General features: G+C 45.9%; 20 protein-coding genes and 1 riboswitch. Of the genes, 8 read left to right on the top strand and 12 right to left on the bottom strand.

Features of this window, described 5'->3' with window-relative positions:
- Nucleotides 1–832: 832 nt before the first annotated feature.
- Genes hemG through BTO10_RS20240 form a run of 3 tightly spaced genes read right to left on the bottom strand, consistent with a single transcriptional unit; the run spans nt 833 to nt 3,486 of the window.
- The gene (gene hemG / locus BTO10_RS20250; protein ID WP_105025661.1) at nt 833–1,360 is read right to left on the bottom strand and encodes a menaquinone-dependent protoporphyrinogen IX dehydrogenase; all 528 of its coding nucleotides are present in this window, start codon (nt 1,358–1,360) and stop codon (nt 833–835) included.
- A gap of 10 nt (nt 1,361–1,370) precedes the next feature.
- A complete protein-coding gene (locus BTO10_RS20245) occupies nt 1,371–2,828 on the bottom strand; it encodes a TrkH family potassium uptake protein (RefSeq protein ID WP_004739231.1) in 1,458 nt (485 codons plus the stop codon).
- Nucleotides 2,829–2,862: 34 nt separating this feature from the next.
- Nucleotides 2,863–3,486, bottom strand: a complete 624-nt coding sequence (locus BTO10_RS20240) for a YigZ family protein (RefSeq protein WP_102425457.1) — start codon at nt 3,484–3,486, stop codon at nt 2,863–2,865.
- A 227-nt stretch (nt 3,487–3,713) separates the two neighbouring features.
- On the opposite strand from BTO10_RS20240, the gene fadB reads away from it, so the two are divergent.
- From fadB to acuI, 3 genes are all read left to right on the top strand, one after another.
- A complete protein-coding gene (fadB, locus tag BTO10_RS20235; protein ID WP_105025660.1) occupies nt 3,714–5,885 on the top strand; it encodes a fatty acid oxidation complex subunit alpha FadB in 2,172 nt (723 codons plus the stop codon).
- A gap of 26 nt (nt 5,886–5,911) precedes the next feature.
- A complete protein-coding gene (gene fadA, locus BTO10_RS20230) occupies nt 5,912–7,075 on the top strand; it encodes an acetyl-CoA C-acyltransferase FadA (protein WP_105025659.1) in 1,164 nt (387 codons plus the stop codon).
- Between the two features lie 242 nt (nt 7,076–7,317).
- Entirely contained in the window at nt 7,318–8,298 is a 981-nt protein-coding gene (gene acuI / locus BTO10_RS20225) for an acrylyl-CoA reductase (NADPH) (RefSeq protein WP_061033939.1), read from the top strand.
- Between the two features lie 80 nt (nt 8,299–8,378).
- Here acuI and BTO10_RS20220 read toward each other — a convergent pair whose 3' ends face one another.
- A complete protein-coding gene (locus BTO10_RS20220) occupies nt 8,379–9,320 on the bottom strand; it encodes a LysR family transcriptional regulator (RefSeq protein WP_105025658.1) in 942 nt (313 codons plus the stop codon).
- A 153-nt stretch (nt 9,321–9,473) separates the two neighbouring features.
- On the bottom strand, nt 9,474–9,659 hold the full coding sequence (locus BTO10_RS20215) for a hypothetical protein (RefSeq protein ID WP_004739241.1): 186 nt from the start codon (nt 9,657–9,659) through the stop codon (nt 9,474–9,476).
- 149 nt (nt 9,660–9,808) lie between these two features.
- Here BTO10_RS20215 and tusA point away from each other — a divergent pair, with 149 nt between their 5' ends.
- Nucleotides 9,809–10,060 (top strand): sulfurtransferase TusA, encoded by a 252-nt coding sequence (gene tusA / locus BTO10_RS20210; protein ID WP_004739242.1) that lies wholly within the window; start codon nt 9,809–9,811, stop codon nt 10,058–10,060.
- A gap of 83 nt (nt 10,061–10,143) precedes the next feature.
- Here the strand turns inward: tusA and BTO10_RS20205 are convergent, their stop codons facing one another.
- Both BTO10_RS20205 and BTO10_RS20200 read right to left on the bottom strand, forming a co-directional pair.
- Nucleotides 10,144–10,398, bottom strand: coding sequence for a hypothetical protein (locus BTO10_RS20205; protein WP_181144007.1), 255 nt, complete (start codon nt 10,396–10,398; stop codon nt 10,144–10,146).
- Nucleotides 10,399–10,545: 147 nt separating this feature from the next.
- The gene (locus tag BTO10_RS20200) at nt 10,546–11,103 is read right to left on the bottom strand and encodes a TMEM165/GDT1 family protein (protein WP_004739245.1); all 558 of its coding nucleotides are present in this window, start codon (nt 11,101–11,103) and stop codon (nt 10,546–10,548) included.
- A gap of 34 nt (nt 11,104–11,137) precedes the next feature.
- Nucleotides 11,138–11,313: riboswitch (yybP-ykoY riboswitch) on the bottom strand.
- Between the two features lie 211 nt (nt 11,314–11,524).
- Between BTO10_RS20200 and glyQ the strand changes: the two genes are divergently transcribed.
- The 4 genes from glyQ to BTO10_RS20180 all read left to right on the top strand — a co-directional run bounded on the left by glyQ (nt 11,525) and on the right by BTO10_RS20180 (nt 18,308).
- Nucleotides 11,525–12,445 carry a glycine--tRNA ligase subunit alpha gene (glyQ, locus tag BTO10_RS20195; RefSeq protein WP_008223226.1) on the top strand — a complete coding sequence of 307 codons (921 nt, stop codon included), beginning with the start codon at nt 11,525–11,527 and terminating at the stop codon, nt 12,443–12,445.
- 2 nt (nt 12,446–12,447) lie between these two features.
- Entirely contained in the window at nt 12,448–14,514 is a 2,067-nt protein-coding gene (gene glyS / locus BTO10_RS20190; protein WP_105025657.1) for a glycine--tRNA ligase subunit beta, read from the top strand.
- Nucleotides 14,515–14,716: 202 nt separating this feature from the next.
- A complete protein-coding gene (locus tag BTO10_RS20185) occupies nt 14,717–16,804 on the top strand; it encodes an alpha-amylase (protein WP_105025656.1) in 2,088 nt (695 codons plus the stop codon).
- A 250-nt stretch (nt 16,805–17,054) separates the two neighbouring features.
- Nucleotides 17,055–18,308 (top strand): valine--pyruvate transaminase, encoded by a 1,254-nt coding sequence (locus tag BTO10_RS20180; RefSeq protein WP_004739256.1) that lies wholly within the window; start codon nt 17,055–17,057, stop codon nt 18,306–18,308.
- 129 nt (nt 18,309–18,437) lie between these two features.
- Here BTO10_RS20180 and BTO10_RS20175 read toward each other — a convergent pair whose 3' ends face one another.
- From BTO10_RS20175 to dnaA, 5 genes are all read right to left on the bottom strand, one after another.
- Nucleotides 18,438–18,872, bottom strand: a complete 435-nt coding sequence (locus tag BTO10_RS20175; RefSeq protein WP_105025655.1) for an Hsp20 family protein — start codon at nt 18,870–18,872, stop codon at nt 18,438–18,440.
- A 506-nt stretch (nt 18,873–19,378) separates the two neighbouring features.
- Complete coding sequence (gyrB, locus tag BTO10_RS20170) at nt 19,379–21,796, bottom strand: DNA topoisomerase (ATP-hydrolyzing) subunit B (RefSeq protein ID WP_004739260.1); 2,418 nt, start codon at nt 21,794–21,796, stop codon at nt 19,379–19,381.
- Nucleotides 21,797–21,813: 17 nt separating this feature from the next.
- Nucleotides 21,814–22,893 carry a DNA replication/repair protein RecF gene (gene recF, locus BTO10_RS20165; RefSeq protein WP_004739261.1) on the bottom strand — a complete coding sequence of 360 codons (1,080 nt, stop codon included), beginning with the start codon at nt 22,891–22,893 and terminating at the stop codon, nt 21,814–21,816.
- Nucleotides 22,894–22,930: 37 nt separating this feature from the next.
- A complete protein-coding gene (dnaN, locus tag BTO10_RS20160; RefSeq protein ID WP_004739262.1) occupies nt 22,931–24,031 on the bottom strand; it encodes a DNA polymerase III subunit beta in 1,101 nt (366 codons plus the stop codon).
- A gap of 81 nt (nt 24,032–24,112) precedes the next feature.
- Nucleotides 24,113–25,540, bottom strand: coding sequence for a chromosomal replication initiator protein DnaA (dnaA, locus tag BTO10_RS20155; protein WP_004739264.1), 1,428 nt, complete (start codon nt 25,538–25,540; stop codon nt 24,113–24,115).
- Nucleotides 25,541–25,794: the final 254 nt, after the last annotated feature.

Here is a 25,794-nt window from a genome sequence, read left to right as displayed (position 1 = left end):
GCCTCCCGTAGGAGTCTGGACCGTGTCTCAGTTCCAGTGTGGCTGATCATCCTCTCAGACCAGCTAGGGATCGTCGCCTTGGTGAGCCATTACCTCACCAACTAGCTAATCCCACCTAGGCATATCTTGACGCGAGAGGCCCGAAGGTCCCCCTCTTTGGCCCGTAGGCATTATGCGGTATTAGCCATCGTTTCCAATGGTTATCCCCCACATCAAGGCAATTTCCTAGGCATTACTCACCCGTCCGCCGCTCGACGCCGTTATCGTCCCCCGAAAGTTTAGATAACTCGTTTCCGCTCGACTTGCATGTGTTAGGCCTGCCGCCAGCGTTCAATCTGAGCCATGATCAAACTCTTCAATTTAAGATTTTGGTGACTCAATGAATACTGATTACATTCTCTTCGCTTAATAAAAAGCTAAGTAATGTTGAATTGACTGTGCCGAATCTTACGATTCGAATTGGTCACTCAGTTCATTGAAATCAAGTTGAAACCGAAGTTTCATTTTTGATATTCATCAACGAGTGCCCACACAGATTGATAGGTTTAAATTGTTAAAGAGCTTTTCCTTTTTGAGCTTCGCTCAAATCGGACGGCCATTTTAGCGATTTAAGTTTTAGTGTCAACCACTATTTTCAAAACTTTTTTCAAGCGCTTGGCTTGGCTAATTTGGCTTGCTGATTCGTTTTGGTTTCCTAAGAAGCCATCCCGTGTCAGCGAGGTGGCATTATAGAGATTTCGATCACACTGGCAAGCCCTTTTTTAAGTTTTTTCCGTTTTTTTATTCGTTCGATTAAAAAGAACTCAAAACGCCTCAAAAGTAGGCTTTTCTCTTACATATTCCTCAGTTTTTCAGTGAACAAAGAGACTTTTTCCCAGTTTGTGTACTCAACTTCCTTAGTTGTATCCGTTTCACCGCCTGTCATATTCATAATAAAGCGGATCATGGTTCTATCGAACCAGTTATAGCGTGGGTAATAGAGGGCACCAGCAAATACACCGATTAAAGTCGGCTGCCATGGAGACTTGATAAGGAACTTCTTAATATAAGCACTGCCTTCTGGTGTATCTTTGCCTTGGTCTTCTTTACGCGCCGTTAAGTTCACGCAGAAGAACGCAACCTTGCTTGATTGCAACTGAGTAAGATTGGCATCAATAAATTGATATAGCTTCTTATTAAGGTGGCCATAGCGAATCGATGCGCCAATCAACACTCTGTCGTATTGAGCAAAGTCCACCTTGCCAATAGTATGCAGATCTTGAAGCTCACATTCGAACTCACTCATTTCTTCTTTTATATAGTTCAAGATTTTCTTGGTCTGCCCTTCACGGCTTGAATATAAAAATAGAGCTTTTGCCACAATGTTGTCCTTAGCTACGCCAAAACGTAGGGGTCAATAAGATTAATAAAGTGAAGATTTCTAACCGGCCAAACAGCATAGATACGATAAGTACCCATTTTGCTTTGTCGTTCACATCGCCAAAGTGCACCGCGACTTCACCAAGGCCTGGGCCAAGGTTATTTAACGTCGCCGCTACCGCAGAGAAAGCACTCAACTCGTCCATACCGGTTGCTATAAGAGCTAGCATACAAACCACAAATACTAATGCGTATGCAGAGAAGAAACCCCAAACCGCATCTACGACACGTTGTGATAGTGCAGAGCCACCGACCTTAATGGTATAGACAGCGCGTGGGTGAACAAGGCGCTTCATTTCACGAGCACCTTGCAGAGTAAGTAGTAAGATTCGAATCACTTTCATACCACCGCCCGTAGAACCTGCACATCCCCCTATAAAAGAAGAAAACAAAAGCAGTACGGGTAAGAATAGGGGCCACTCTGAGAAACCAGTCGTTGTAAAACCAGCGGTCGTAGATATAGATACGGTTTGGAACAAGGCTTGGTCGAAAGCATCGTAGTACGAGTCATAAGAGTGATGATTGAGCAGTAATAAGAAACAAACCAAGAACAGTACTGCCTGAATAAAGATAAAGGCGCGGAACTCAGGATCTTTCCAGTAATACTTAGGATGCACACCACCAGAAGCAAATGCGGCAAAGTGAAGAGAATAATTACATGCAGATATAAGCAGGAACACCACAGTAATCATGTTGATAGCCGGACTGTTGAAATAGCCCATGCTTGCATCGTGAGTCGAGAAGCCACCAATAGCAATAGTAGAGAAGCTATGACTGATTGCATCAAAGAAGCTCATGCCGGCGAGCCAAAACGCAACCGCACAAGCAATGGTTAGGCTGAGATAGATGTACCACAGCGCTTTTGCTGTTTCAGCGATACGCGGGGTCATTTTGCTGTCTTTTACTGGGCCTGGAATTTCAGCTCGGTACAACTGCATGCCACCGATGCCCAGAACAGGGAGAATGGCTACCGCCAATACGATGATACCCATACCACCGAACCATTGCAGGAACTGGCGATAAAACAAGATCGCCTTAGGTAAGTCATCAAGGCCGACGATCACCGTCGCACCGGTAGTAGTCAGTGCAGAAAAGGATTCGAAAAATGCATCGGTTACCGAAACATTCGGGTTATCAGCGATCAAAAACGGCAAAGCACCCGCACTACCGATTACCGTCCAAAAAAGAACTACGATCAAAAAGCCATCGCGCGCTTTTAACTCATGCTTATAACGTCGGTTTGGAAACCAACACGTCGCGCCACAAAATAACAGAACAAAGAAAGTCGTCACAAATGGCACACCCGCACCATCTCGATAGATCAGGGCGACTAACGCAGGTGCGAGCATTGATACACTAAAAAGTGCTAATAATAATCCGACGATTCGAATAATTGAGCGAAATTGCATGAGCTATTGAACGAAGCGAAATGCTTCACACTTCCTAGTTGTCTTTTACTTTCGTTACCAGTGCCTTGGCACCACTTTTATTGATCATGGTTTGGGTAAACGCATCTACCTGAAGGAGCTCTATCTCAATAATAAGCTCAACTTGCACACCATAATCCGCTTGGACCTCAACAGCCTGATGCTGAGCCATGATGGATTGTGCGATTGGCACAAAGCCATAGTCTAACTCTAGCCGTAATTTTGTGGTTATTTTTTTCTCGATAGTTTGAAGCAGCTTGAGAGCTTGTTGCACTCCGCCACCATAAGCTTTAACCAAACCACCGGTTCCAAGCTTAATTCCACCAGAGTAACGCGTTACGACAGCCGTTAATTCACCGACACCCGATCCAGACAATTGCGCCAAGATAGGTTTACCCGCCGTGCCCGATGGTTCTCCATCATCACTGAAGCCCCAAAGCATTGAATCTTCAGGTCGACCAGCAACAAAGCCCCAACAATTATGCCTCGCTGAAGCGTGCTCTTTTTTTACCTGCTCTACGAACTGCTTTGCGGCTTCTACACTTGGAGTATGCGCAAGATGGGTAATAAAGATGCTCTTCTTGATCTCTTCTTCAAACAGAGCCGGAGCTGACGGTATTAAATAAGGCTGTTCATTCATATCGTTAACTTAATTAATAAGAGCTGCGAAGTGTATCACGCGTGAATAATAAGGGTTAGAGGATCTGTGCTATCGCACAATGTTAAACAATTGTTTAAAAAATGTATTGAAATTCATCTTACAGAGGTACAGACTAGAATAACTGGTCTTACCAGGTATTCTACAATAATAGAAAGACAACAAGATTCTCTCAAACAATCGTGGATTGTATGTCATGGAGATAGACAATGATTTACCAAGCTAACACCCTACAGGTAAAGGAATTACAAGATGGCATTGCAGAATTAAGCTTCTGTGCTCCAGCCTCTGTAAACAAACTCGACCTTGCTACTTTAGAATCACTAGACAAAGCGTTAGACGCTCTTAAAGCTCACGCAGGACTACGTGGTTTAATCTTAACTTCAAACAAAGACGCATTCATTGTAGGCGCAGACATCACTGAATTTCTTGGCCTATTTGCTAAGCCAGAAGCAGAACTTGATGAATGGTTAAGATTTGCAAACTCCATCTTCAGCAAGCTAGAAGACCTTCCTGTTCCAACTCTTTCAATGATGCGCGGCCATGCCCTAGGCGGCGGTTGTGAATGTGTATTAGCAACTGACTTCCGTATCGGTGACAAGACCACCAGCATTGGTTTACCTGAAACCAAACTTGGCATCATGCCTGGCTTTGGTGGTTGTGTGCGCCTGCCTCGCGTTATCGGTGCTGACAGTGCAATGGAAGTCATCACTCAAGGCAAAGCATGCCGAGCTGATGAGGCACTAAAAATTGGCTTGTTAGACGCGATTGTAGAAACAGACCAACTGCTAGAGTCGGCAATCAATACCGTTTCTCTGGCTGCCAATGAAAAACTAGACTGGCAATTACGCCGCAAACAGAAAACATCAGCATTATCGCTAAGCAAACTCGAAGCGATGATGAGCTTTACCATGGCGAAAGGCCTTGTTGCTCAAAAAGCGGGCCCTCACTACCCAGCTCCAATTACCTCAGTCATTGCGATTGAAGAAGCGGCACGCAGCGATCGTGATGCAGCGCTCGATATCGAACGTAAACACTTCATCAAGCTGGCAAAATCTGAAGAAGCAAAAGCACTGGTTGGTCTGTTCCTAAATGACCAATACATCAAAGGTCTTGCTAAAAAAGCAGGTAAGTCAGCAACCAAAGACACTCAACGTGCTGCTGTACTAGGTGCAGGCATCATGGGTGGCGGTATTGCTTACCAATCTGCACTGAAAGGCGTGCCAGTGATGATGAAAGACATCGCACAAGCATCGCTTGACCTTGGTATGAATGAAGCGTCTAAGCTATTGAATAAGCGCCTATCTCGCGGTCACCTAGATGGCTTCAAGATGGCAGGTATCCTGTCTTCGATTACTCCAAGCCTGCATTACGCAGGTGTTGAGCAATCAGACGTTGTCGTAGAAGCCGTGGTAGAAAACCCGAAAGTAAAAGCAGCGGTACTGAGCGAAGTGGAAGGTCTAGTCGGTGAAGACACAGTACTGACGTCAAACACTTCTACGATTCCTATCAACCTGCTAGCGAAATCTCTGAAACGCCCAGAAAACTTCTGTGGTATGCACTTCTTTAACCCAGTGCATCGCATGCCTTTAGTTGAGATCATCCGTGGCGAGCACACTTCAGAAGAGACGATTAATCGCGTTGTGGCTTACGCAGCGAAGATGGGCAAATCACCTATCGTTGTAAATGATTGTCCAGGCTTCTTCGTCAACCGTGTACTTTTCCCTTACTTTGGCGGTTTCAGCATGTTGCTACGTGACGGCGCTGACTTCACTAAGATCGATAAAGTAATGGAACGCAAGTTCGGTTGGCCAATGGGCCCGGCTTACTTACTAGACGTTGTAGGCCTAGACACTGCACACCACGCACAAGCTGTGATGGCGCAAGGTTTCCCAGAGCGTATGGGCAAAGAAGGTCGTGATGCGATTGATGCACTTTACGTTGCTGAAAAATACGGTCAGAAAAACGGTAGCGGTTTCTACACATACAGCGTAGACAAACGTGGTCGTCCGAAGAAGACCTTTTCTGAAGACATTCTTCCTATCTTGGCTGACGTATGCCAAGCACCACAAGATTTTGATGACCAAACAATTATCCAGCGTGTGATGATTCCAATGATCAACGAAGTCGTTCTTTGTTTAGAAGAAGGCATCATCGCGACACCGCAAGAAGCGGATATGGCACTGGTTTACGGTTTAGGCTTCCCTCCATTCCGAGGCGGCGTATTCCGCTACTTAGACAGTGTGGGTATTGGTAACTTCGTAGAAATGGCGAAGGGCTACCAAGACTTAGGTGCAATGTACCAAGTTCCTCAACTATTGCTTGATATGGCAGAGAAAGGCGAAAGCTTTTACGACGCTCAACAAGCAAGTTCTCTGTAACCCACATTTGGAAAAGGAATAGCAAAATGAATAATGTAGTTGTTGTTGATTGCCTTCGCACCCCAATGGGACGTTCCAAAGGTGGAGCTTACCGTCACACTCGTGCTGAAGATCTGTCTGCACATTTAATGAAAGGCATTTTAGAGCGTAACCCAGAAGTGAACCCTTCAGAGATTGAAGATATCTACTGGGGCTGTGTACAACAAACACTAGAGCAAGGCTTCAACGTTGCACGTAACGCTGCTCTACTGGCTGGTTTACCGATTGAGATTGGTGCTGTCACGGTTAACCGTTTATGTGGCTCATCTATGCAAGCTCTGCATGATGCGACTCGCTCAATCATGGTTGGTGATGCGGAAATTTGCCTAATCGGTGGTGTGGAACACATGGGTCACGTACCAATGACACACGGTGTTGATTTCCACCCTGGTATGTCAAAGAACGTAGCAAAAGCTGCAGGTATGATGGGCCTAACCGCTGAAATGCTTGGCAAGCTGCACGGTATTAGCCGTGAAGACCAAGATGCATTCGCTGCACGTTCACACGCCCGTGCACATGCGGCAACGGTTGAAGGTCGTTTCAAAAACGAAATTCTACCAACAGAAGGTCACTCTGCTGACGGTTCGCTGTTTACACTGGAGCACGATGAAGTTATTCGTCCAGAAACAACTGTTGAAGGCCTATCTCAACTGCGCCCAGTGTTCGACCCAGCTAACGGTACAGTAACGGCAGGTACTTCATCAGCTCTATCTGATGGTGCATCGGCAATGCTTATCATGAGTGAAGAAAAAGCTAACGCACTAGGTCTTAAGATTCGTGCTCGCGTTAAGTCTATGGCTATCGCAGGCTGCGATCCTTCAATCATGGGTTACGGCCCAGTACCTGCAACTCAAAAAGCGTTAAAGCGTGCAGGGTTAACGATTGAAGACATGGGTGTGATTGAACTGAACGAAGCGTTCGCGGCGCAATCTCTACCTTGTGCTAAGGATCTAGGTCTACTGGATGTGGTTGACGAAAAAGTGAACCTTAATGGCGGTGCCATTGCACTAGGCCACCCACTAGGCTGTTCAGGATCTCGTATCTCTACAACCCTAATCAACTTAATGGAAGCGCAAGACGTGAAATACGGATTAGCAACCATGTGTATTGGTTTAGGCCAAGGTATTGCAACGATATTTGAACGCCCATAGCACTCATCGACGGTAATATTTGTCGGATAATCTTATGTGCAGCTATCTTGATATAGCTGCACTTTTTATTTCCAGCTATCAGAAAACGATAGGTTCGTTCAGCAAACCGGATCAGGAGGAAAGTAGCCAACGACATCTATGCATAAAACGCATAAATTCAATGTTGATGTTTCATTATTTTTTCTCCAACGATTCAACTAAAGTTACTTCAGTTTCCTAATATTTCTCCCATGGAGCAGATCATGTTTAAAGCACTTGTACTAAACCAAGAAGACAAAAAAACTATCGCATCAGTCTCTCAAATTGAAGAGTCTCAATTACCAGAAGGTAACGTGAAGATCGATGTAAGCTACTCTTCTTTGAACTACAAAGATGGTTTGGCGATTACAGGTAAAGGGCGCATTGTTCGCAACTTCCCTATGGTTCCTGGTATCGACCTGTCAGGTGTGGTTTCACAATCTGATGACCCTCGCTACAAAGCAGGCGACGAAGTGGTTCTAACTGGTTGGGGTGTTGGTGAAGGTCACTGGGGTGGCATGGCTGAGAAAGCAAGCCTAAACGGTGATTGGTTAGTACCAATGCCTAAAGGTCTAGACGCAAAGAAAGTAATGGCGATTGGTACAGCAGGCTTCACTGCTATGCTTTGTGTTCAAGCTATTGTCGATGCAGGCATCAAACCTGAAGACGGTGAAATCCTAGTGACTGGCGCAAGTGGCGGTGTAGGTAGCGTATCTATCACTCTTCTAAACCAGCTAGGCTACAAAGTAGCAGCAGTAACGGGTCGAGCTTCAGAAAATGGTGAGCTACTAAAATCATTAGGTGCAACTCGCATTGTTGAGCGTGCTGAATTAGAAGAGCCAGCGAAACCACTTGAGAAACAAATGTGGGCTGGTGCTATCGACACTGTAGGCAGCAAAGTACTTGCGAAAGTATTGGCACAAATTGATTACAACGGTGCGGTTGCAATCTGTGGTCTAGCAGGTGGCTTTGACTTACCAACAACGGTAATGCCATTCATTCTACGTAACGTTCGCCTACAAGGTGTTGATTCTGTTATGTGCCCTCGTGAAAAACGCATTAAAGCGTGGGAACAACTAGCTGAATTACTACCTGAGTCTTTCTACAACAGCGCGACAAAAGAAGTATCTCTAGATGATGCAATTCAAGCGGCAGAAGACATCACTAACGGTCAAATCACAGGCCGTGTAGTTATCAAGCTGTAATCGCTAGCACTCTAAAAGCAACACATAATAAAACAAAAGGGCTGATCATGATCAGCCCTTTTTGCTACCGACTATGAAGTCTAGCCTAAACCGACATCAGCAATCCGCTTTTGAATTAACTCACCACACTCTTCTTTGACCACTCTTCTCAACCATTGTTGTGAGGCAGAAGAGTCACAGCGTGAATGCCAAATCAACGAGTAATCAAACGGCATAAACTCGAATGGCAGCGGCTTAACGACTAAGTCATAACGCTCTGCAACCAAGTATGCCAAATCAGCCGGTACCGTAATCACTAACGGCATTCTATCGACAATCGCCAATGCCGCTTCAAGGTGATAAGCACGCAGTACCATTTTTCGAGGTTGTTGATTGACTAAAGCGTTGTCCAGTAAAGCCTTTACACCATCACTGATCGCAATCATCGCATGAGGCAAAGAGACATAATCCTCAAGGCTCAACGAACTGTCTGCCAAAGGATGGTTTTTAGAGAGTAAGCACGACACACCCACAGGGCCAAGGACCTCTTGATGAAGTGGCGCAACACTGCCACTTGGTCGGCAAATCGCCATATCGACGCGCTCGGTACTAAGCTGTTTAAACAAATGTTCATGCTGCAGCGGGGCAAATTCCAAAGAGATATTCGGTGCTTGCTCATAAATCTTCGGCAGTGCATACGGCAAAATGGTTTGCATCGCATAATCAGTGGTCGCAATTAGAAAGCGTTCACTACAATAGTAAGGGTCAAAATCACTCGGGCTGAGTAATTGACGGAATGATTCCAAAGGTTGATCAATTCGCTGGCTAATCTCGAGCGCTTTTTTGGTCGGAATAAGGTGCTGGCCCTGGCGAGTAAAAAGAGGGTCGTTGAGTAGATCTCTTAAGCGCCCCAGCACTCGGCTGGTTGCCGACTGGCTCAAGTTGAGACGAAGCGCGGCCTGGCTAACGCTACCCTCTTCAATCAATACCTTTAAGGCGACCAATAAATTAAGGTCTCTACGATAGATGTCTTCTAATTCCACGCCACTTACCTAGCTGAATACAATGAGCATTGTTCACTAACTTGTTTATAGCATGCTTTAGATAAAAAAAATCCCGCAATTACGCGGGGAAGCCCAAGAAAATTTGGGGATAGTGTCGGAATGTCGTATCGGAATTTGTTTGCTGTACTTAGGTTAGTGCTCTTGCTCTTCGGCTACACCCTGCCAACGGCGCATCTCAACCCAAATACCAATAATCGTTGCTACTATGCCAAAAATAGGCATCAGTGAGGTCTCTGTCGATGAGCGTAAAACTAACGCACAAAAAGAAATAAAACAGAGAACCGAATAAATTGTTAATCTATCTAATCCTGTCAACATCGCCACTCCTTAGCTAGTTGCCTTTGCTTCAAGTTGTTATCAACTTGTTAACTAAGTTATAGGAAATGATTCTGTTTGCCAAGCACTTATTGCATATTTTTTCTGCAGACGTATTATTCACACGTTAGATAGATATAGAGATACAAACCATGACATTCAAACCTGAACTGGCAACCCATACTTTAGAAGCTGAAGGCCTGCGTTGCCCAGAGCCAGTAATGATGGTCAGGAAGACAATTAGAAACATGCAGGATGGCGATGTGTTACTGGTAAAAGCTGACGATCCTTCGACCACTCGAGATATCCCAAGCTTTTGTCGATTCATGGATCACCAGTTGGTAGGCCAAGAGACAGAAACGCTGCCATACCAGTATTTGATCAAAAAGGGATTGGAGGCGTAACGCCCCACCGAGAATCAAACATCAAAAAAGCCGCTAGTACCTTATGTTCTTAAGCAGAACTCAGAGTACCAGCGGCTTTTTGTTTATTCATCTCTAGACTTGGTTTGCAGATAATCAAGCTGTTGTTGTAACGCTCGGATGTCTTTACCCATCGGAATAATATGCGCGACTCGAATCCAAGCCTCAACTGCAAGTCCAGTCATGATCATAGCGCCAGCGACCATTGGTAGCCACATGTCCGTCAGCACCATGCCTAATAGTGTAAGTGCAAGACCAAAGGTAAATAGATAGCTTTGGCTTTGTGGAGTAATACCCATATAACGCGTCAACATAATCATGCCCTCGTGTTCTTAACTCACAAGATTAAAATATCATGACAAGTATGACAGTTATATGTCCATTCGCTCGATAAACCCCACAATACTGTAAGAGTATGACCTACAACACATTACTCCACTGGTTGAGTATAATAAGACTCAAAATACTCATGAGTAAAACGCAGCAGCGATAGCCAAACCGACAAATAACAGGGCTGTAATCTTACGAATCAGATCGAGAGGCATCTTGTCTGCCGACAGCTTACCAATGATCACCACAGGTACATTCGCTAGCAACATGCCTATGGTTGTACCCAGAATCACCCACGCCAAAGCGTCGGCGTATTGCGCCCCTAGAATAGAGGTTGCAATCTGGGTCTTATCACCAATTTCAGCGATAAAAAACGCAATAAAACTAGCAACAAAAGGGCCTCGGTTTGAGATCTGTTCGTCATCATCGAGCTTATCGGGAATCAGAATCCAGCCCGCCATTGCAATAAAACTGACCACCAGCACCCACTTTAAAACTTCTGGCGATAAGTAATCAGCGACAACCACACCGAGCCACGCTGCAAGAGCATGATTGGCTATGGTGGCAAAGAAGATGGCCGCAATGATAGGTATCGGTTTTCGATATCGACTGGCTAATAAAAGGGATAGCAACTGGGTCTTATCACCGATCTCGGCTAAGGCGACAGTTGTAATTGAAATTGCTAAAACGCTCAAGACATGCTCATTTGGGATGGAGATTATTATATTTAACCAAAGACAAACCCCGCGCCCCATCCCGGTTCACGATGCTTGTCTAAGGTCTTGCTAAGCGCCACCAAAGTGGTGGTTGCCTCGAACGCCATGATGATTTGGCATCAATTATGTTGACGAACGAACTCATTCACTAGGATATGAACAAGTAAGCTACTCCCCAAAGACCGCGAGATTCTAATCACCCACGTAGTCAAAAACAAGTGTCAAACTTATCAAAATATCTACTTGCACCGAAAAACAAACATTAAAGGCAAAAAAAATCCATTAAACGACATTTTAGACCACTAATTAAACAAGATTACCCCTACTCGCTTTACGAATATCTCGGTATACTCAGAGGTTATTTTTCTCATTCATTTAAAAGAATCGCGCGAACCTGACTATGCAAAAATACGATATCAAAACCTTCCAGGGAATGATCCTCGCGCTGCAGGATTACTGGGCTCAAAACGGTTGTACCATTGTTCAACCTCTAGATATGGAAGTAGGTGCAGGCACCTCTCACCCAATGACATGTCTACGAGCACTTGGCCCAGAGCCAATGTCTACAGCTTACGTACAACCTTCACGTCGTCCTACTGATGGCCGTTACGGTGAAAACCCTAACCGTCTTCAGCACTACTACCAATTCCAAGTAGCGCTAAAACCATCGCCAGACAATATCCAAGAGTTGTACCTAGGCTCACTAGAGGTTCTTGGTGTTGACCCACTTGTTCACGACATTCGCTTCGTTGAAGATAACTGGGAAAACCCAACACTAGGTGCATGGGGTCTTGGTTGGGAAGTATGGCTAAACGGCATGGAAGTAACTCAGTTTACTTACTTCCAACAGGTTGGCGGCCTTGAGTGTAAGCCTGTAACAGGCGAGATTACATACGGTATTGAGCGTCTAGCAATGTACATCCAGGAAGTAGACTCAGTTTACGACCTAGTATGGAACGTAGCACCAGACGGCTCTAACGTAACTTACGGTGACATCTTCCACCAAAACGAAGTTGAGCAATCAACGTACAACTTCGAACACGCAGACGTAGATTTCCTATTCGGTTTCTTCGACCAGTGTGAAAAAGAGTGTAAAGAGCTACTTGAGCTGGAGAAGCCACTTCCGCTTCCAGCTTACGAGCGCATTCTAAAAGCAGGCCACGCATTCAATATCCTTGATGCGCGCAAAGCTATCTCTGTAACAGAGCGTCAACGTTACATCCTTCGTATTCGCAACCTAACTAAATCAGTTGCTGAAGCATACTACGCATCACGTGAAGCACTTGGCTTCCCAATGTGCAAGAAGGACGAGGAGAAGTAATCATGGCTAAAGAATTTCTAATTGAACTGGGTACTGAAGAGCTACCACCAACGCAACTTCGCACTCTAGCAGAAGCATTCGCAGCAAACTTCGAAGCAGAGCTAAAAGGCGCAAACCTAGCGCACGAAGGCGTGAAGTGGTACGCAGCGCCTCGTCGTCTTGCTGTTAAAGTAACAGCACTGGCTGAAGGCCAAGAAGACAAAGTTGTTGAAAAACGCGGCCCAGCGGTTTCTGTAGCATTCGATGCTGACGGCAACGCAACCAAAGCGGCTCAAGGCTGGGCTCGTGGTAACGGCATCACGGTTGAGCAAGCTGACCGTCTAGTAACAGACAAAGGCGAATGGCTTCTTTTCAAACAAGAAGTAAAAGGCCAAGCAACGTCTGAAATCGTTGTTGAACTAGCGGCTAAAGCACTAAGTAACCTGCCTATCGCTAAGCCAATGCGCTGGGGTAACAAGACAACTCAGTTCATCCGTCCGGTTAAAACACTGACTATGCTAATGGGCGCTGACCTTATCGAAGGTGAGATCCTAGGCGTAGCATCTGGCCGCACTATCCGTGGTCACCGCTTCATGGGTGAACAAGAGTTCACTATCGATTCTGCAGAGCAATACCCAGCGATCCTAGAAGAGCGCGGTAAAGTAATGGCAGATTACGAAGCGCGTAAAGCAATCATCCTAGCTGATTCGCAAAAAGCAGCAGCAGCGGTTGGCGGTAAAGCTGACCTAGAAGATGATCTTGTTGAAGAAGTAACATCTCTGGTTGAATGGCCAGTAGTACTAACAGCGAAGTTTGAAGAAGAGTTCCTAAAAGTTCCTTCTGAAGCGTTGGTTTACACCATGAAGGGTGACCAAAAATACTTCCCTGTTTACGATGAAAACAAGAAGCTACTTCCTAACTTTATCTTCGTATCGAACATCGAGTCTAAAGAGCCTCGCCACGTCATCGAAGGTAACGAGAAGGTTGTACGCCCACGCCTTGCGGATGCTGAGTTCTTCTTCAACACTGACCGTAAGCGTCCTCTTATCGACCGTCTTCCAGAACTGGACCAAGCTATCTTCCAGAAGCAGCTTGGTACTATCAAAGACAAAACAGACCGCATCACTGAGCTTGCTGGCTACATCGCTGAACAAATCGATGCTGACGTTGAGAAGTCGAAGCGCGCAGGCCTATTGGCTAAATGTGACCTAATGACCTCTATGGTATTCGAATTCACAGATACTCAAGGTGTAATGGGCATGCACTACGCGACTCACGATGGTGAAGACGAGCAAGTTGCACTAGCACTTTACGAGCAGTACATGCCTCGTTTCGCAGGTGATGACCTACCAAGCACTGGTATCTCTTCTGCAGTAGCAATGGCAGACAAGCTAGACACTATCGTAGGTATCTTCGGTATTGGCCAAGCTCCAAAAGGTTCTGACCCATTCGCTCTACGTCGTGCATCACTAGGTGTACTACGTATTATCGTTGAAAACGGCTACAACCTAGACCTAACAGATCTGATCGCAAAAGCGAAAGAACTACTAGGCGACAAGCTAACCAACGACAACGTAGAAGCTGACGTTATCGACTTCATGCTAGGTCGTTTCCGCGCATGGTACCAAGATGCTGGCTTCAGCGTGGATATCATCCAGGCAGTACTAGCTAACCGTCCAACTAAGCCAACTGACTTTGACCAACGTGTTAAAGCGGTTTCTCACTTCCGTGAACTAGAAGCGGCAGAAGCACTAGCAGCAGCGAACAAACGTGTAGGTAACATCCTTGCGAAATTCGATGGTGAGCTAGCAGCAGATATCGATCTAGCCCTTCTTCAAGAAGATGCAGAGAAAGCACTGGCTGAAAACGTTGCTGTAATGACAGAAGCACTAGAGCCAGCATTTGCGACAGGTAACTACCAAGAAGCCCTAAGCAAGCTAGCAGCTCTACGTGAGCCTGTTGATGCGTTCTTCGATAACGTAATGGTTATGGCTGATGACGAAGCACTTAAGAAGAACCGTCTGACACTACTGAATAACCTACGTAACCTGTTCCTACAGATTGCTGACATCTCTCTACTGCAAAAATAAGTACGAGTGAGAAAGCTGTTCAAAGCGATGCTCTGAACAATGAAAGGTAAATACCCAAAGGGAAGCGAAAGCTTCCCTTTTTGTTTTTGTGAACCAAGCATTTGTTTGTAGAGGTGTTATTGATTAACTGAATGAATCAGCACTCAGACTGTAGAGGGCATTGTTTGCTATAACTGACCTGATTATTCAGGGGAAGGGAACAATGAAAAAAACAGTACTCGCACTTTCAATGCTTGCACTCAGCGCATGCAGCCAAACCAGCGACAACAACCTATTACTGACGATTGATAACGACACAGTTGTATTCGAATCAACAGGCAAAGGCACTGTGATCGCAGAACAGGAACTCGCTAAAGGTAGCTATACCTTCTCTATCAGCGATAGTAAAAACACCTGTGGCACCAACTATGCACTGGCGGAAGAGAGTCGCATTAAATTCAATAAACCCCTTCGCCTAGACGACTGCGCTGAGAAATCTGAGCTCGCTATTAAGGTCTTTCGCGCGAATACCTACCAATTTACACTCAACCCGCAAACCAACGAGTTAACGGTTCAAATAAAACCAAAACAGCAACAAGTCCAAAGCTTTGCTTGTCCGGTTCCTAGTGACGGGCCAACCACAATCAATGTTGCTCAAACCTTTGACGATGGCACCTTAGTCAGAGATGCCCTTTCCGGAATACAAACAACGGTCACTAACGGCAGTGTCACCATGCAACCAGCTGAAAGTAGCCAAGGCGTCTTATTACTAGAAAAGGTTGAGCCTGAAACCAAAGCAGATTTTAGTTGGGATAACGCTACGGTTTACTTCGTGATGACCGACCGCTTCCACAACGGCAACCCTGACAACGACAATAGCTACGGCCGTAGCCAAGACGGGCAAGATGAAATCGGCACCTTCCACGGCGGTGACCTAGCAGGCTTAACTGAAAAGCTCGACTACATTGAATCGCTCGGTGCTAATGCGATCTGGATTACGTCTCCCTTAGAGCAGATACATGGTTGGGTTGGCGGTGGTGACCGTGGCGATTTCAAACACTATGGCTACCATGGTTACTACCATCAAGATTGGACCAAACTTGATGACAACATGGGTACCGAAGACGAGCTAAAAACCTTCATCGATACTGCGCACAGCAAAGGCATTCGTGTCATCTGGGACATAGTCATGAACCACACAGGCTACGCTACCCTGGCCGATATGCAGGAGTTCGACTTTGGTAAGCTTAACCTGAGTGATGAAGAAGCAACAAAAACGCTTGGTGAGAACTGGACAGATTGGCAACCTGCCAAAGGTCAGAACTGGCACTACTTCAACAACTACATCTCTTACGGCGACAAAGAAGCGTGGGAAAAGTGGTGGGGAAAAGCCTGGCTACGCAGCGATATCGGAGCTTACGACTCTCCAGGTTACAACAACCTGACCATGTCATTAGCGCACTTGCCTGATTTCAAAACAGAATCGACAGAAACCACAGGGCTACCGAATTTCTATCGCAACAAACCCACCAGCGCGACTGATGAACTCAAAACACCTCGTGACCACCTCATCACTTGGCTTTCAGACTGGGTACGTGAATACGGCGTGGATGGCTTTAGAGTCGATACCGCAAAACACGTAGAGCTCGATGCCTGGGCAGAGCTAAAAGAGAGCGCCAACCAAGCACTGGCTGAATGGAAAAAGAACAACCCAGACAAAGCCTTAGATGACTTACGTTTCTGGATGACCGGTGAAGTCTGGGCGCATAGCGTGGTGAAATCAGATTACTTCGCTAACGGATTTGATTCGATCATCAACTTTGAATTCCAGAGCGACATCGCCCCTAAAGCCCTTAAATGCCTATCCGATATTGATGCCGACTATCTTCGTTATGCAGAGAAGATCAACAGTGACAGCGAGTTCAACGTGTTGAGTTACTTATCCTCTCACGACACCTCGCTATTCTGGGCGCAGCACGGCAGTGACTTTGCCAAACAGACCAAAGCGGCAAACGCACTGATGTTGGCTCCAGGCGCAGTACAGATCTATTACGGAGATGAAATCGCCCGTGATTTCGGCCCTACAGGTTCCGACCCTATGCAGGGTACTCGTTCAGACATGCCTTGGGAGCAAATAACCGAAGAGCGAGCTGAGCTATTAAAGCACTGGCAAGCACTCGGCCAATTCCGTCAGCGCCATCCTGCTGTCGCACAAGGTAAGCACATCATCCGCAACAACAAAGGCTATTACGCCTTCGAGCGTCAATACCAAGATGACAAGGTGTTGGTTGTGTATACCGGCTCGAAATAAGCCAGCAGGTTTAAACAGTCAAAACTCATGGAGAAGCTTCGGCTTCTCCTTTTTGATCTCAAAAACCAGTGTAATAAGCAAGCAGTTACTCATTAGCCAAACTTTATAGAAGTTTTTTACGTGTTAGAGCATTTGGCGCTATGCGTCGCAAAAACATTGCGGTATGTTCAGGGATTACACTGATGGCAGACATAAGGTCTGCCTTAATGACACATAACAAGCAATCACAATGAATTAGGTAAAATAAGTAATGCAGTTCTCTAAGTTTGGTGAAAAGTTTAATCGTTACTCTGGAATCACTCGTTTGATGGATGATTTGAATGATGGCCTGCGCACGCCTGGCGCAATCATGCTTGGTGGTGGCAACCCAGCCGCTATCCCTGCTATGCTCGATTACTTTAACCAAGCCAGTGCCGACATGCTCGCCAGTGGAGAACTCATCGCCGCCCTCGCCAATTACGATGGCCCGCAGGGCAAAGACAGCTTTATTAAGTCTCTCGCTGCAATGCTAAAAGAGACCTATGGCTGGGATATCAGCGAGAAGAACATCAGCCTAACTAACGGCAGCCAAAGCGGCTTCTTCTACCTATTCAACCTACTAGCTGGTCAGCAGCCTGACGGTTCTCACAAGAAAATCTTACTGCCAATCGCACCTGAATACATCGGCTACGGTGACGCAGGGATTGATGACGATATTTTTATCTCTTACCACCCTGAGATCGAGCTACTAGAAAACCGCCAGTTCAAATACCACGTCGATTTCGAACAGCTAAAAGTGGATGACTCAGTCGCTGCTATCTGTGCGTCTCGCCCAACCAACCCAACCGGTAACGTACTGACCGACGAAGAAGTGCGTAAACTGGATAAGCTGGCGCGTGACAACAACATCCCACTGCTGATCGACAATGCTTACGGCCTACCATTTCCAAACATCATCTTTGAAGATGTGGAACCATTCTGGAATGAAAACACGATTCTGTGCATGAGCCTTTCTAAGCTTGGTTTGCCTGGTGTGCGTTGCGGTATCGTGATTGCGAGCGAAGAAGTCACCCAAGCGCTAACCAACATGAATGGCATCATCAGCTTAGCACCAAGCAGTGTTGGGCCAGCTATCGCCAACCACATGATTGAAAACGATGATCTACTGCGCTTGAGCAGTGAAGTGATCAAGCCTTTCTATAAAGAGAAGTCTTTGCGCGCCGTTGAACTGCTGCAAGAAGCGATTGATGACCCACGTTTCCGTATTCACAAACCTGAAGGAGCTATCTTCTTGTGGCTATGGTTTGATGAACTGCCAATCACTACCATGGAACTGTACGACAGATTAAAAGCTCGTGGTGTATTGATTGTTCCGGGTGAATACTTCTTTATCGGCCAAGAAGATGAGTGGGATCATGCTCATCAGTGCCTACGTATGAACTACGTACAAGACGATGAAGCCATGCAGAAAGGTATTGCGATCATTGCTGAAGAAGTGAAAAAGGCTTACAGCGAAAGCAAATAGAGATTCCCTACTCGGTCGTTCCTCCCTCTATGGAATGACGTTAGAGAGAAACAAACAAAAAGAGCACCTCATAGGTGCTCTTTCACTTTTACTTCCCGATTATTTTTAGCTCTAAGGAGCTAACAGCAATTAACCTTCTAGTAGGCTATTACCATTGATTGCAATCTTACGTGGTTGCATCGCTTCTGGGATTTCGCGCTCTAGGTCGATGTGAAGAAGACCATTTTCCATGCTTGCACCGACCACTTTTACGTAGTCAGCCAGTTGGAATTTACGCTCGAAATCACGCTCTGCGATACCTTGGTACACATAGGTTTTTTCTGATTCAGGTTTACGCTCACCTTTAACAATTAGCATGTTCTCTTTCTGAGTCAGGTCTAATTGGTCATCAGCAAAACCAGCAACAGCCATAGTGATACGGTAGTTGTTCTCGTCTTTTTGCTCGATGTTGTATGGAGGGTAACCGCCAGAAGTGTTCTTCGATGTGTTCGCTTCCATCATGTTGAATAGACGATCGAAGCCGATTGCGTTGCGGTAAAGTGGAGTGAAATCTACAGTTCTCATAGTGCTATCCTTTTAGTAAGCAATAGTCTTAGCTGCGAATTTTACTTAGATCGAACCTGTGTATGAGACCAAGTAAACAGCTAAGAGATTCAATTCGCATTCCTCGGGTTTCACCTCTATTGGCGACAACGCTGGGACATGACAGTGAATCAATTTTTAAGTTGTGTGCTGCTAAAGTTATCCTCTGTTGAGCGATACTTCGTCAGCGGTAATGAAGGTTCTGTTTCTTCTCTTGTAGAGCAAGACAGTCATCCTCTTCACAACTAGATATATGGATTGAGCAAAATAGTTTCAAGGGATTATTTTCAATTATTTTCTCAACTCAATATTTTTCAACACCTTACAAACATAAAAAAGCACCATCCAAAGGATAGTGCTTTAAAATGATTTTAGTTTTTTGAGACGAAGCTATTTGGCTTTAGTTCAAGGAAGAGGCGCGGAGCATACGAATGTATGTGAGCACCTCTGACACAGAAATTAAGCCAAAGAGCGAAGTATCAAAGATACTAAACGTCTAAGTTTGCTACTTTAAGTGCATTCTCTTCGATGAAGTTACGACGAGGTTCAACTTGGTCACCCATTAGCGTCGTGAACAGCTGGTCAGCGCCGACTGCATCTTCAATCGTTACTTGCATCATGCGACGTGTCTCTGGGTCCATTGTGGTTTCCCAAAGCTGATCTGGGTTCATCTCACCTAGACCTTTATATCGTTGCAGGCTTAGACCACGACGAGACTCTTTAATCAACCAGTTCAACGCTTCAACAAAGTTTGATACTGCTTGAGTACGCTCACCACGTTTGATGTAAGCGCCCTCTTCAATCAGACCGTCTAACGCTTCTGATAGGCTTGCTAGTTTGCCGTACTCTTTCGAGTTGAACAGATCAACGCTTAACGCGTGTTCGTGTGTTACACCGTGGGTACGAACGACAATCTTAGGTAGGCTTAGACCTAGCTCCTCATGCTTCTCAACTTCTAGAGAGTACTGGCTTGCACCAACCTCTTTCGCGTTCAGTTGTTCTACTAGCTGCTTACCCCATGCTTCTACTGCTGACTCATCGTGACACTGCTCAGCAGTTAGACGAGGCATGTAGATCATTTCATGCATTAGAGCATGTGGGTAACGGCGGCTCATGCGCTCCACCAGCTTGATACCAGAGTTGTATTGCTGAACTAGCTTCTCTAGTGCTTCACCTGCCAATGCTGGTGCATCAGGGTTTACGTGTAGCGCTGCGTTGTCTAGAGCCAATGCCACTTGGTATTGGTTCATTGCATCTTCATCTTTGATGTACTGCTCTTGCTTACCTTTCTTCACTTTGTAAAGCGGTGGCTGAGCGATGTAGATGTAGCCACGCTCAATAAGCTCTGGCATTTGACGGTAGAAGAAGGTCAATAGTAGCGTACGAATGTGCGAACCATCGACATCGGCATCGGTCATGATGATGATGTTGTGGTAACGCAGCTTATCTGGGTTGTATTCGTCGCGGCCGATACCACAGCCAAGAGCAGTGATCAGCGTTGCTACCTCTTGTGAAGAAAGCATCTTGTCGAAACGTGCTTTCTCTACGTTTAGGATCTTACCTTTTAGTGGAAGAATCGCTTGGTTCTTACGGTTACGGCCTTGTTTTGCGGAGCCGCCTGCCGAGTCACCCTCCACTATGTATAGTTCAGACAGTGCAGGGTCTTTTTCCTGACAGTCTGCAAGCTTGCCTGGTAGGCCAGCAAGGTCTAAAGCACCTTTACGACGCGTCATTTCACGTGCTTTACGCGCTGCATCACGAGCTCGTGCTGCATCGATAATTTTTGTACAAACGGTTTTCGCTTCTGTTGGGTTCTCGATAAGGAACTCAGACAGTTTTTCACCCATCGCTTGTTCAACGGCAGATTTCACTTCAGAAGAAACCAGCTTGTCTTTAGTTTGGCTAGAGAACTTAGGATCTGGCACTTTTACCGAAATAACTGCTGTCAGACCTTCACGAGCATCATCACCCGATGTTGCTGTCTTCGCTTTCTTAGAGAAGCCTTCCTTATCCATGAAGCTGTTCAGAGTACGCGTCAGCGCAGCACGGAAACCAGCAAGGTGAGTACCACCATCACGTTGAGGAATGTTGTTTGTGAAACAGTAGATGTTCTCTTGGTAACCATCATTCCATTGCATTGCTACTTCTACCGTGATGCCATCATCACGCTCGTTATCGAAGTGGAAGATTTTTTGAATGATTGGTGTTTTGTTGGTGTTTAGGTGCTCAACGAACGCCTGAATACCACCTTCAAACATGAAGTGATCTGATTTATCTTCTTCACGCTCATCAATTAGCTTGATCGAAACGCCTGAGTTTAGGAACGACAGTTCGCGTAGACGTTTAGCTAGAATATCGTAGTGGAAAAGTACATTTGAGAATGTCTCTTCACTTGGCCAGAAGCGGATTTCTGTACCCGTTTTGTCCGTATCACCAATCACAGCTAGTGGCGCTTGAGGCTCACCGTGGTGGTACGTTTGAGTATGGATTTGACCACCGCGGTGGATAGTAAGAGTAACCTGCTTAGACAGTGCGTTTACTACTGAAACACCTACACCGTGCAAGCCACCTGATACCTTATATGAGTTATCATCGAACTTACCACCAGCGTGAAGAACCGTCATGATTACTTCAGCAGCAGACACGTTCTCTTCTGGGTGAATTTCAGTTGGAATACCACGGCCGTCATCGCGAACCGATACTGAATTGTCTTCATGGATAGTAACAATGATGTCATTACAGTGACCAGCAAGCGCTTCATCAATAGAGTTATCTACTACCTCGAAGACCATGTGGTGCAGACCGGTACCATCATCCGTGTCGCCAATGTACATTCCAGGACGCTTACGAACCGCATCCAGACCCTTCAGTACCTTAATACTCGATGAATCGTAATTATCTGACATAGTTACTCTCTGACTAATTATCCTTGCTCTATTTTGCCATGTTCCACATGAAACATCCTGCTATTTTCATCATGCATATCTGCAATCTGATCAGCGGTAATAGAGCTTACAAAAACTTGAGCCTCGGTCGCCTTTAAACACTCAGCAAGACGTGCGCGGCGTTGGCTATCTAATTCGGAAGCGAAGTCATCAATTAAATAGATGCACTGCTTACCTGTCATTTGAGTGAGGTGCTGCCCTTGTGCTACTCGCAACGCACACACCATCAACTTCAATTGACCTCGTGACAAGACATCTTCCACTGGAGTGCCGTTCACTTTTATCTTCAGGTCCGCTTTGTTTGGCCCACTAAAGGTGTAACCAAGCTGCTGATCCCTTTCAAAATTCTTCTCTAATATCTCAGCGTATGGGGTATCTTTGTCCCAGCCGCGATAATAGTTAATCTTTATCTCAAACTCAGGTAGGAAGGTCGCGCAGATCTCTTCGGCGACTTCTTTGAGCTGATTGACATAGGTGGCACGCCACTCACTGATGCTTTCCGCCAAACGGGCCAGTTCTTGGTCCCAGTAGCTCAGCTCTCGATAGTGCGTTGCCGTTTTCAATAAGGCGTTTCGTTGCTTATTGAGGCGCTTTACCCTGCCCCATGCATCATAGAAACCCGACTCACTGTGGAAGACTCCCCAATCAATGAATGCACGACGATGCTTAGGTCCATCTGTCAGTAAATCAAACCCTTCCGGGTGAATCAACTGCAAAGGTAAGACTTGCGCTAGCTGCGCGAGTTTTTGCCCAGTTTGACCGCTTATTTTAACCTCTGTTGTGCCATCGCGCTGCTTATTAATGCCAATTGGCAGCTCAAATTGATCCGAGGTCATAAAACGGCCGTGCACAAACAGTTCGCTACACTCATTTTGTATGATGCGTCCCGTTAGGGAACTCTTAAATGAGCGACCGTGGCCGAGCAGATATACCGCTTCAAGGACACTGGTTTTACCGCTTCCGTTAGGCCCTATAAGAAAGTTAAAGCCTGATGACGGTTGAATGTCACAGGCTTCAATATTTCTAAACTGCTTAACGATTAGACGAGAGAGTGGCATAGCGTCATCATATTAATCATTAACGATGGCACCAACTCTATAGACGGATTGGCATAACAACGTACATAGCGCTGTCATCTTGTGCATTTTCAATCAAGGCACTCGCATTCGCGTCTGACATTGAGATACGAACCTGTTCACAACGCAGTGTATTCAAGACATCAAGTACATAGCTTACGTTGAAGCCGATCTCTATCGCGTCACCATCATAAGTCACGTCTAGCATCTCTTCGGCTTCTTCTTGCTCTGGGTTATTCGCAGTAATGCGCATCTCGCTGTCTGCAAGGTTCACGCGAACACCACGGAATTTTTCATTCGACAGAATCGCAGCACGAGAGAAGGCTGAACGCAGTTCATCACAGCCTGCTTCTAGTGTCTTAGTGGTATTTTGCGGCATTACGCGGCGATAATCAGGGAAGCGACCATCAACCAGCTTCGAAGTGAATACATAGTTGTTCACTTCAGCACGTACGTTTGAGTTACCAATTTGCAGCGTTACTGGTTGTTCAGGCGCATCCAATAGCTTCACTAGCTCTTGCACACCTTTACGAGGAACAATGATCTGCTTCTGCGCAAAATCAGCACCAAGCTGAGCTTGAGATACCGCCATACGGTGACCATCAGTCGCCACACTGCGTAAAGTCGAACCTTCAATCTCAAACAACATACCGTTGAGGTAGTAACGAACGTCTTGGTTCGCCATTGAGAATTGAGTTTTTTCGATAAGACCACGCAGTTCAGCTTGTGTCACAGACACTTCAACTTCGCTGCTCCAGTCTTCAATATTAGGGAAATCGGCCGCTGGCAAGGTTGCCAATGAGAAGCGGCTACGACCAGAGCGTACTTGAACACGGTCGCCATCCAATACCACAGTGATCACTGAGCTATCTGGTAAACCACGGCAGATATCTAGGAATTTACGAGAAGGCACAGTAATGCTGCCCGCTTCAAAATCACCTTCAAGCGTTACACGGCTGATCAGTTCGACTTCTAGGTCCGTTGCTGTCATCGACAACACGTTATCTTCTACCTTAATCAGTAGGTTTCCTAGAATTGGAAGTGTTGGCCTGCCACCTAGCGCGCCAGACACTTGTTGTAACGGCTTAATCAGATGACTACGTTCAATGGTAAATTTCATATCTTGCTCTTACGGTCTAAATGGCACGCAACATAGATGCGTGACCAAGATTCTGCTTATTAAGGTTAAGAATACTGTGTATTAAGAAGAAAGGGTACGAATCAAGTTCGAATAATCTTCTTTAATGTCGTGGCTCTCTTCACGCAGCTGAGCAATCTTACGACAAGCGTGCAGTACCGTGGTGTGGTCACGACCACCAAATGCGTCGCCAATCTCAGGCAAGCTGTGGTTAGTCAGCTCTTTTGCTAGTGCCATCGCCAATTGGCGCGGGCGAGCAACAGAACGAGAGCGACGCTTAGACAGCAGGTCAGCCACTTTGATTTTGTAGTACTCAGCAACGGTCTTCTGAATATTATCGATAGTAACCAGCTTCTCTTGCAGTGCCAGTAGGTCACGTAGCGCTTCGCGTACGAAATCGATAGTGATTGGGCGACCAGTGAAGTTCGCATTCGCGATAACACGGTTCAGTGCACCTTCGAGCTCACGAACGTTAGAACGCAGACGCTTAGCAATAAAGAATGCCACTTCATCTGCAAGGTGAATTTGATGGTCTTCTGCTTTCTTCATTAAGATCGCAACACGCGTCTCAAGCTCTGGTGGCTCGATCGCAACCGTCAAACCCCAACCGAAACGAGATTTAAGACGATCTTCTACGCCGTTGATCTCTTTTGGATAACGGTCAGACGTTAGGATGATCTGTTGGTTGCCTTCAAGCAGCGCATTAAAGGTATGGAAGAACTCTTCTTGAGAGCGCTCTTTATTCGCGAAGAATTGGATGTCATCGATAAGCAAGGCATCAACACTACGGTAGTAGCGTTTGAATTCTTCGATCGCGTTGTTTTGTAGCGCTTTAACCATATCCTGAACAAAGCGCTCAGAGTGCATGTAGACCACTTTTGCATTCGGCTTGCCATCAACAATGGCATTACCTACCGCGTGCAACAAGTGAGTTTTACCTAGGCCGGTGCCACCGTATAGAAATAGTGGGTTGTATGCCGCGCCTGGGTTATCTGCCACCTGACGTGCTGCAGCCAAACCAAGTTGGTTCGACTTACCCTCAACAAAGTTATTGAACTTGTGTTTAGGGTTCACGTTTGAACGGTGGTTGATGTCCACATCCACCGGCTCTTCATCGCGCCATGTGTTATGAACAGGCTTACGAGCTTGCAGCTGTGCAGGTGCCGAAGACTCTGCCGCTACATCCGCAGCGGTACGAGTTGGCGCAGGAGCCGATGCAGGTGCTGCTGGCTTTGGTGCCGACACACGCTTGCTGCCGACTTCAAAATGCAGATGCGGGATATCGTTGCCGCAATATTCTTGCAGCAGACGGTTAATGCTATTTAAGTACTTATCACGAACCCAATCGAGTACGAAACGGTTCGGTGCAAATAGAGTTAGAGTATTGTCATTGAGCTCCGCTTGTAACGGACGAACCCACATACTGAATTCTGTAGCTGGTAACTCTTCTTGAAGCTGTTGCAAACACTGCAACCAAAGCGAAGATGACACGGTGCCCCCACTCTATTTAAGTAATATGAAATGACTGCTAATTTTACCTGTTGATAAGTCAGATCACCAGCAATTGATCACAGATCCAGTGAATAAGATCCAAGTTATTCACAATAAATTTGTAATTAACCGGCGGATCCGCACATCTTGCCCCTAATTTACTCACACAACGATCCACTTATGCCCGGATCCTTGCTAGTTATCCCCAAAACGAGAATGCGATCTGGTTATGGTTAATAACATCTGGTTATTTA

The organism is Vibrio chagasii, assembly GCF_002954585.1.
Lineage (GTDB): Bacteria > Pseudomonadota > Gammaproteobacteria > Enterobacterales > Vibrionaceae > Vibrio > Vibrio chagasii_A.
Note: the sequence above shows the minus strand (reverse complement) of the source record. Positions and strands in the feature narration are given on the sequence as shown.

Excerpts from the sequence above, each read along its gene's own strand:
- gyrB (WP_004739260.1), bottom strand. The coding sequence starts at position 21,796 with ATGTCAGATAATTACGATTCATCGAGTATTAAGGTACTGAAGGGTCTG.
- fadA (WP_105025659.1), top strand. The coding sequence starts at position 5,912 with ATGAATAATGTAGTTGTTGTTGATTGCCTTCGCACCCCAATGGGACGT.
- glyS (WP_105025657.1), top strand. The coding sequence starts at position 12,448 with ATGGCTAAAGAATTTCTAATTGAACTGGGTACTGAAGAGCTACCACCA.
- BTO10_RS20180 (WP_004739256.1), top strand. The coding sequence starts at position 17,055 with ATGCAGTTCTCTAAGTTTGGTGAAAAGTTTAATCGTTACTCTGGAATC.
- BTO10_RS20175 (WP_105025655.1), bottom strand. The coding sequence starts at position 18,872 with ATGAGAACTGTAGATTTCACTCCACTTTACCGCAACGCAATCGGCTTC.
- glyQ (WP_008223226.1), top strand. The coding sequence starts at position 11,525 with ATGCAAAAATACGATATCAAAACCTTCCAGGGAATGATCCTCGCGCTG.
- BTO10_RS20185 (WP_105025656.1), top strand. The coding sequence starts at position 14,717 with ATGAAAAAAACAGTACTCGCACTTTCAATGCTTGCACTCAGCGCATGC.
- BTO10_RS20240 (WP_102425457.1), bottom strand. The coding sequence starts at position 3,486 with ATGAATGAACAGCCTTATTTAATACCGTCAGCTCCGGCTCTGTTTGAA.
- fadB (WP_105025660.1), top strand. The coding sequence starts at position 3,714 with ATGATTTACCAAGCTAACACCCTACAGGTAAAGGAATTACAAGATGGC.
- BTO10_RS20205 (WP_181144007.1), bottom strand. The coding sequence starts at position 10,398 with ATGATTATGTTGACGCGTTATATGGGTATTACTCCACAAAGCCAAAGC.
- recF (WP_004739261.1), bottom strand. The coding sequence starts at position 22,893 with ATGCCACTCTCTCGTCTAATCGTTAAGCAGTTTAGAAATATTGAAGCC.
- tusA (WP_004739242.1), top strand. The coding sequence starts at position 9,809 with ATGACATTCAAACCTGAACTGGCAACCCATACTTTAGAAGCTGAAGGC.
- acuI (WP_061033939.1), top strand. The coding sequence starts at position 7,318 with ATGTTTAAAGCACTTGTACTAAACCAAGAAGACAAAAAAACTATCGCA.
- BTO10_RS20245 (WP_004739231.1), bottom strand. The coding sequence starts at position 2,828 with ATGCAATTTCGCTCAATTATTCGAATCGTCGGATTATTATTAGCACTT.
- BTO10_RS20215 (WP_004739241.1), bottom strand. The coding sequence starts at position 9,659 with ATGTTGACAGGATTAGATAGATTAACAATTTATTCGGTTCTCTGTTTT.
- dnaN (WP_004739262.1), bottom strand. The coding sequence starts at position 24,031 with ATGAAATTTACCATTGAACGTAGTCATCTGATTAAGCCGTTACAACAA.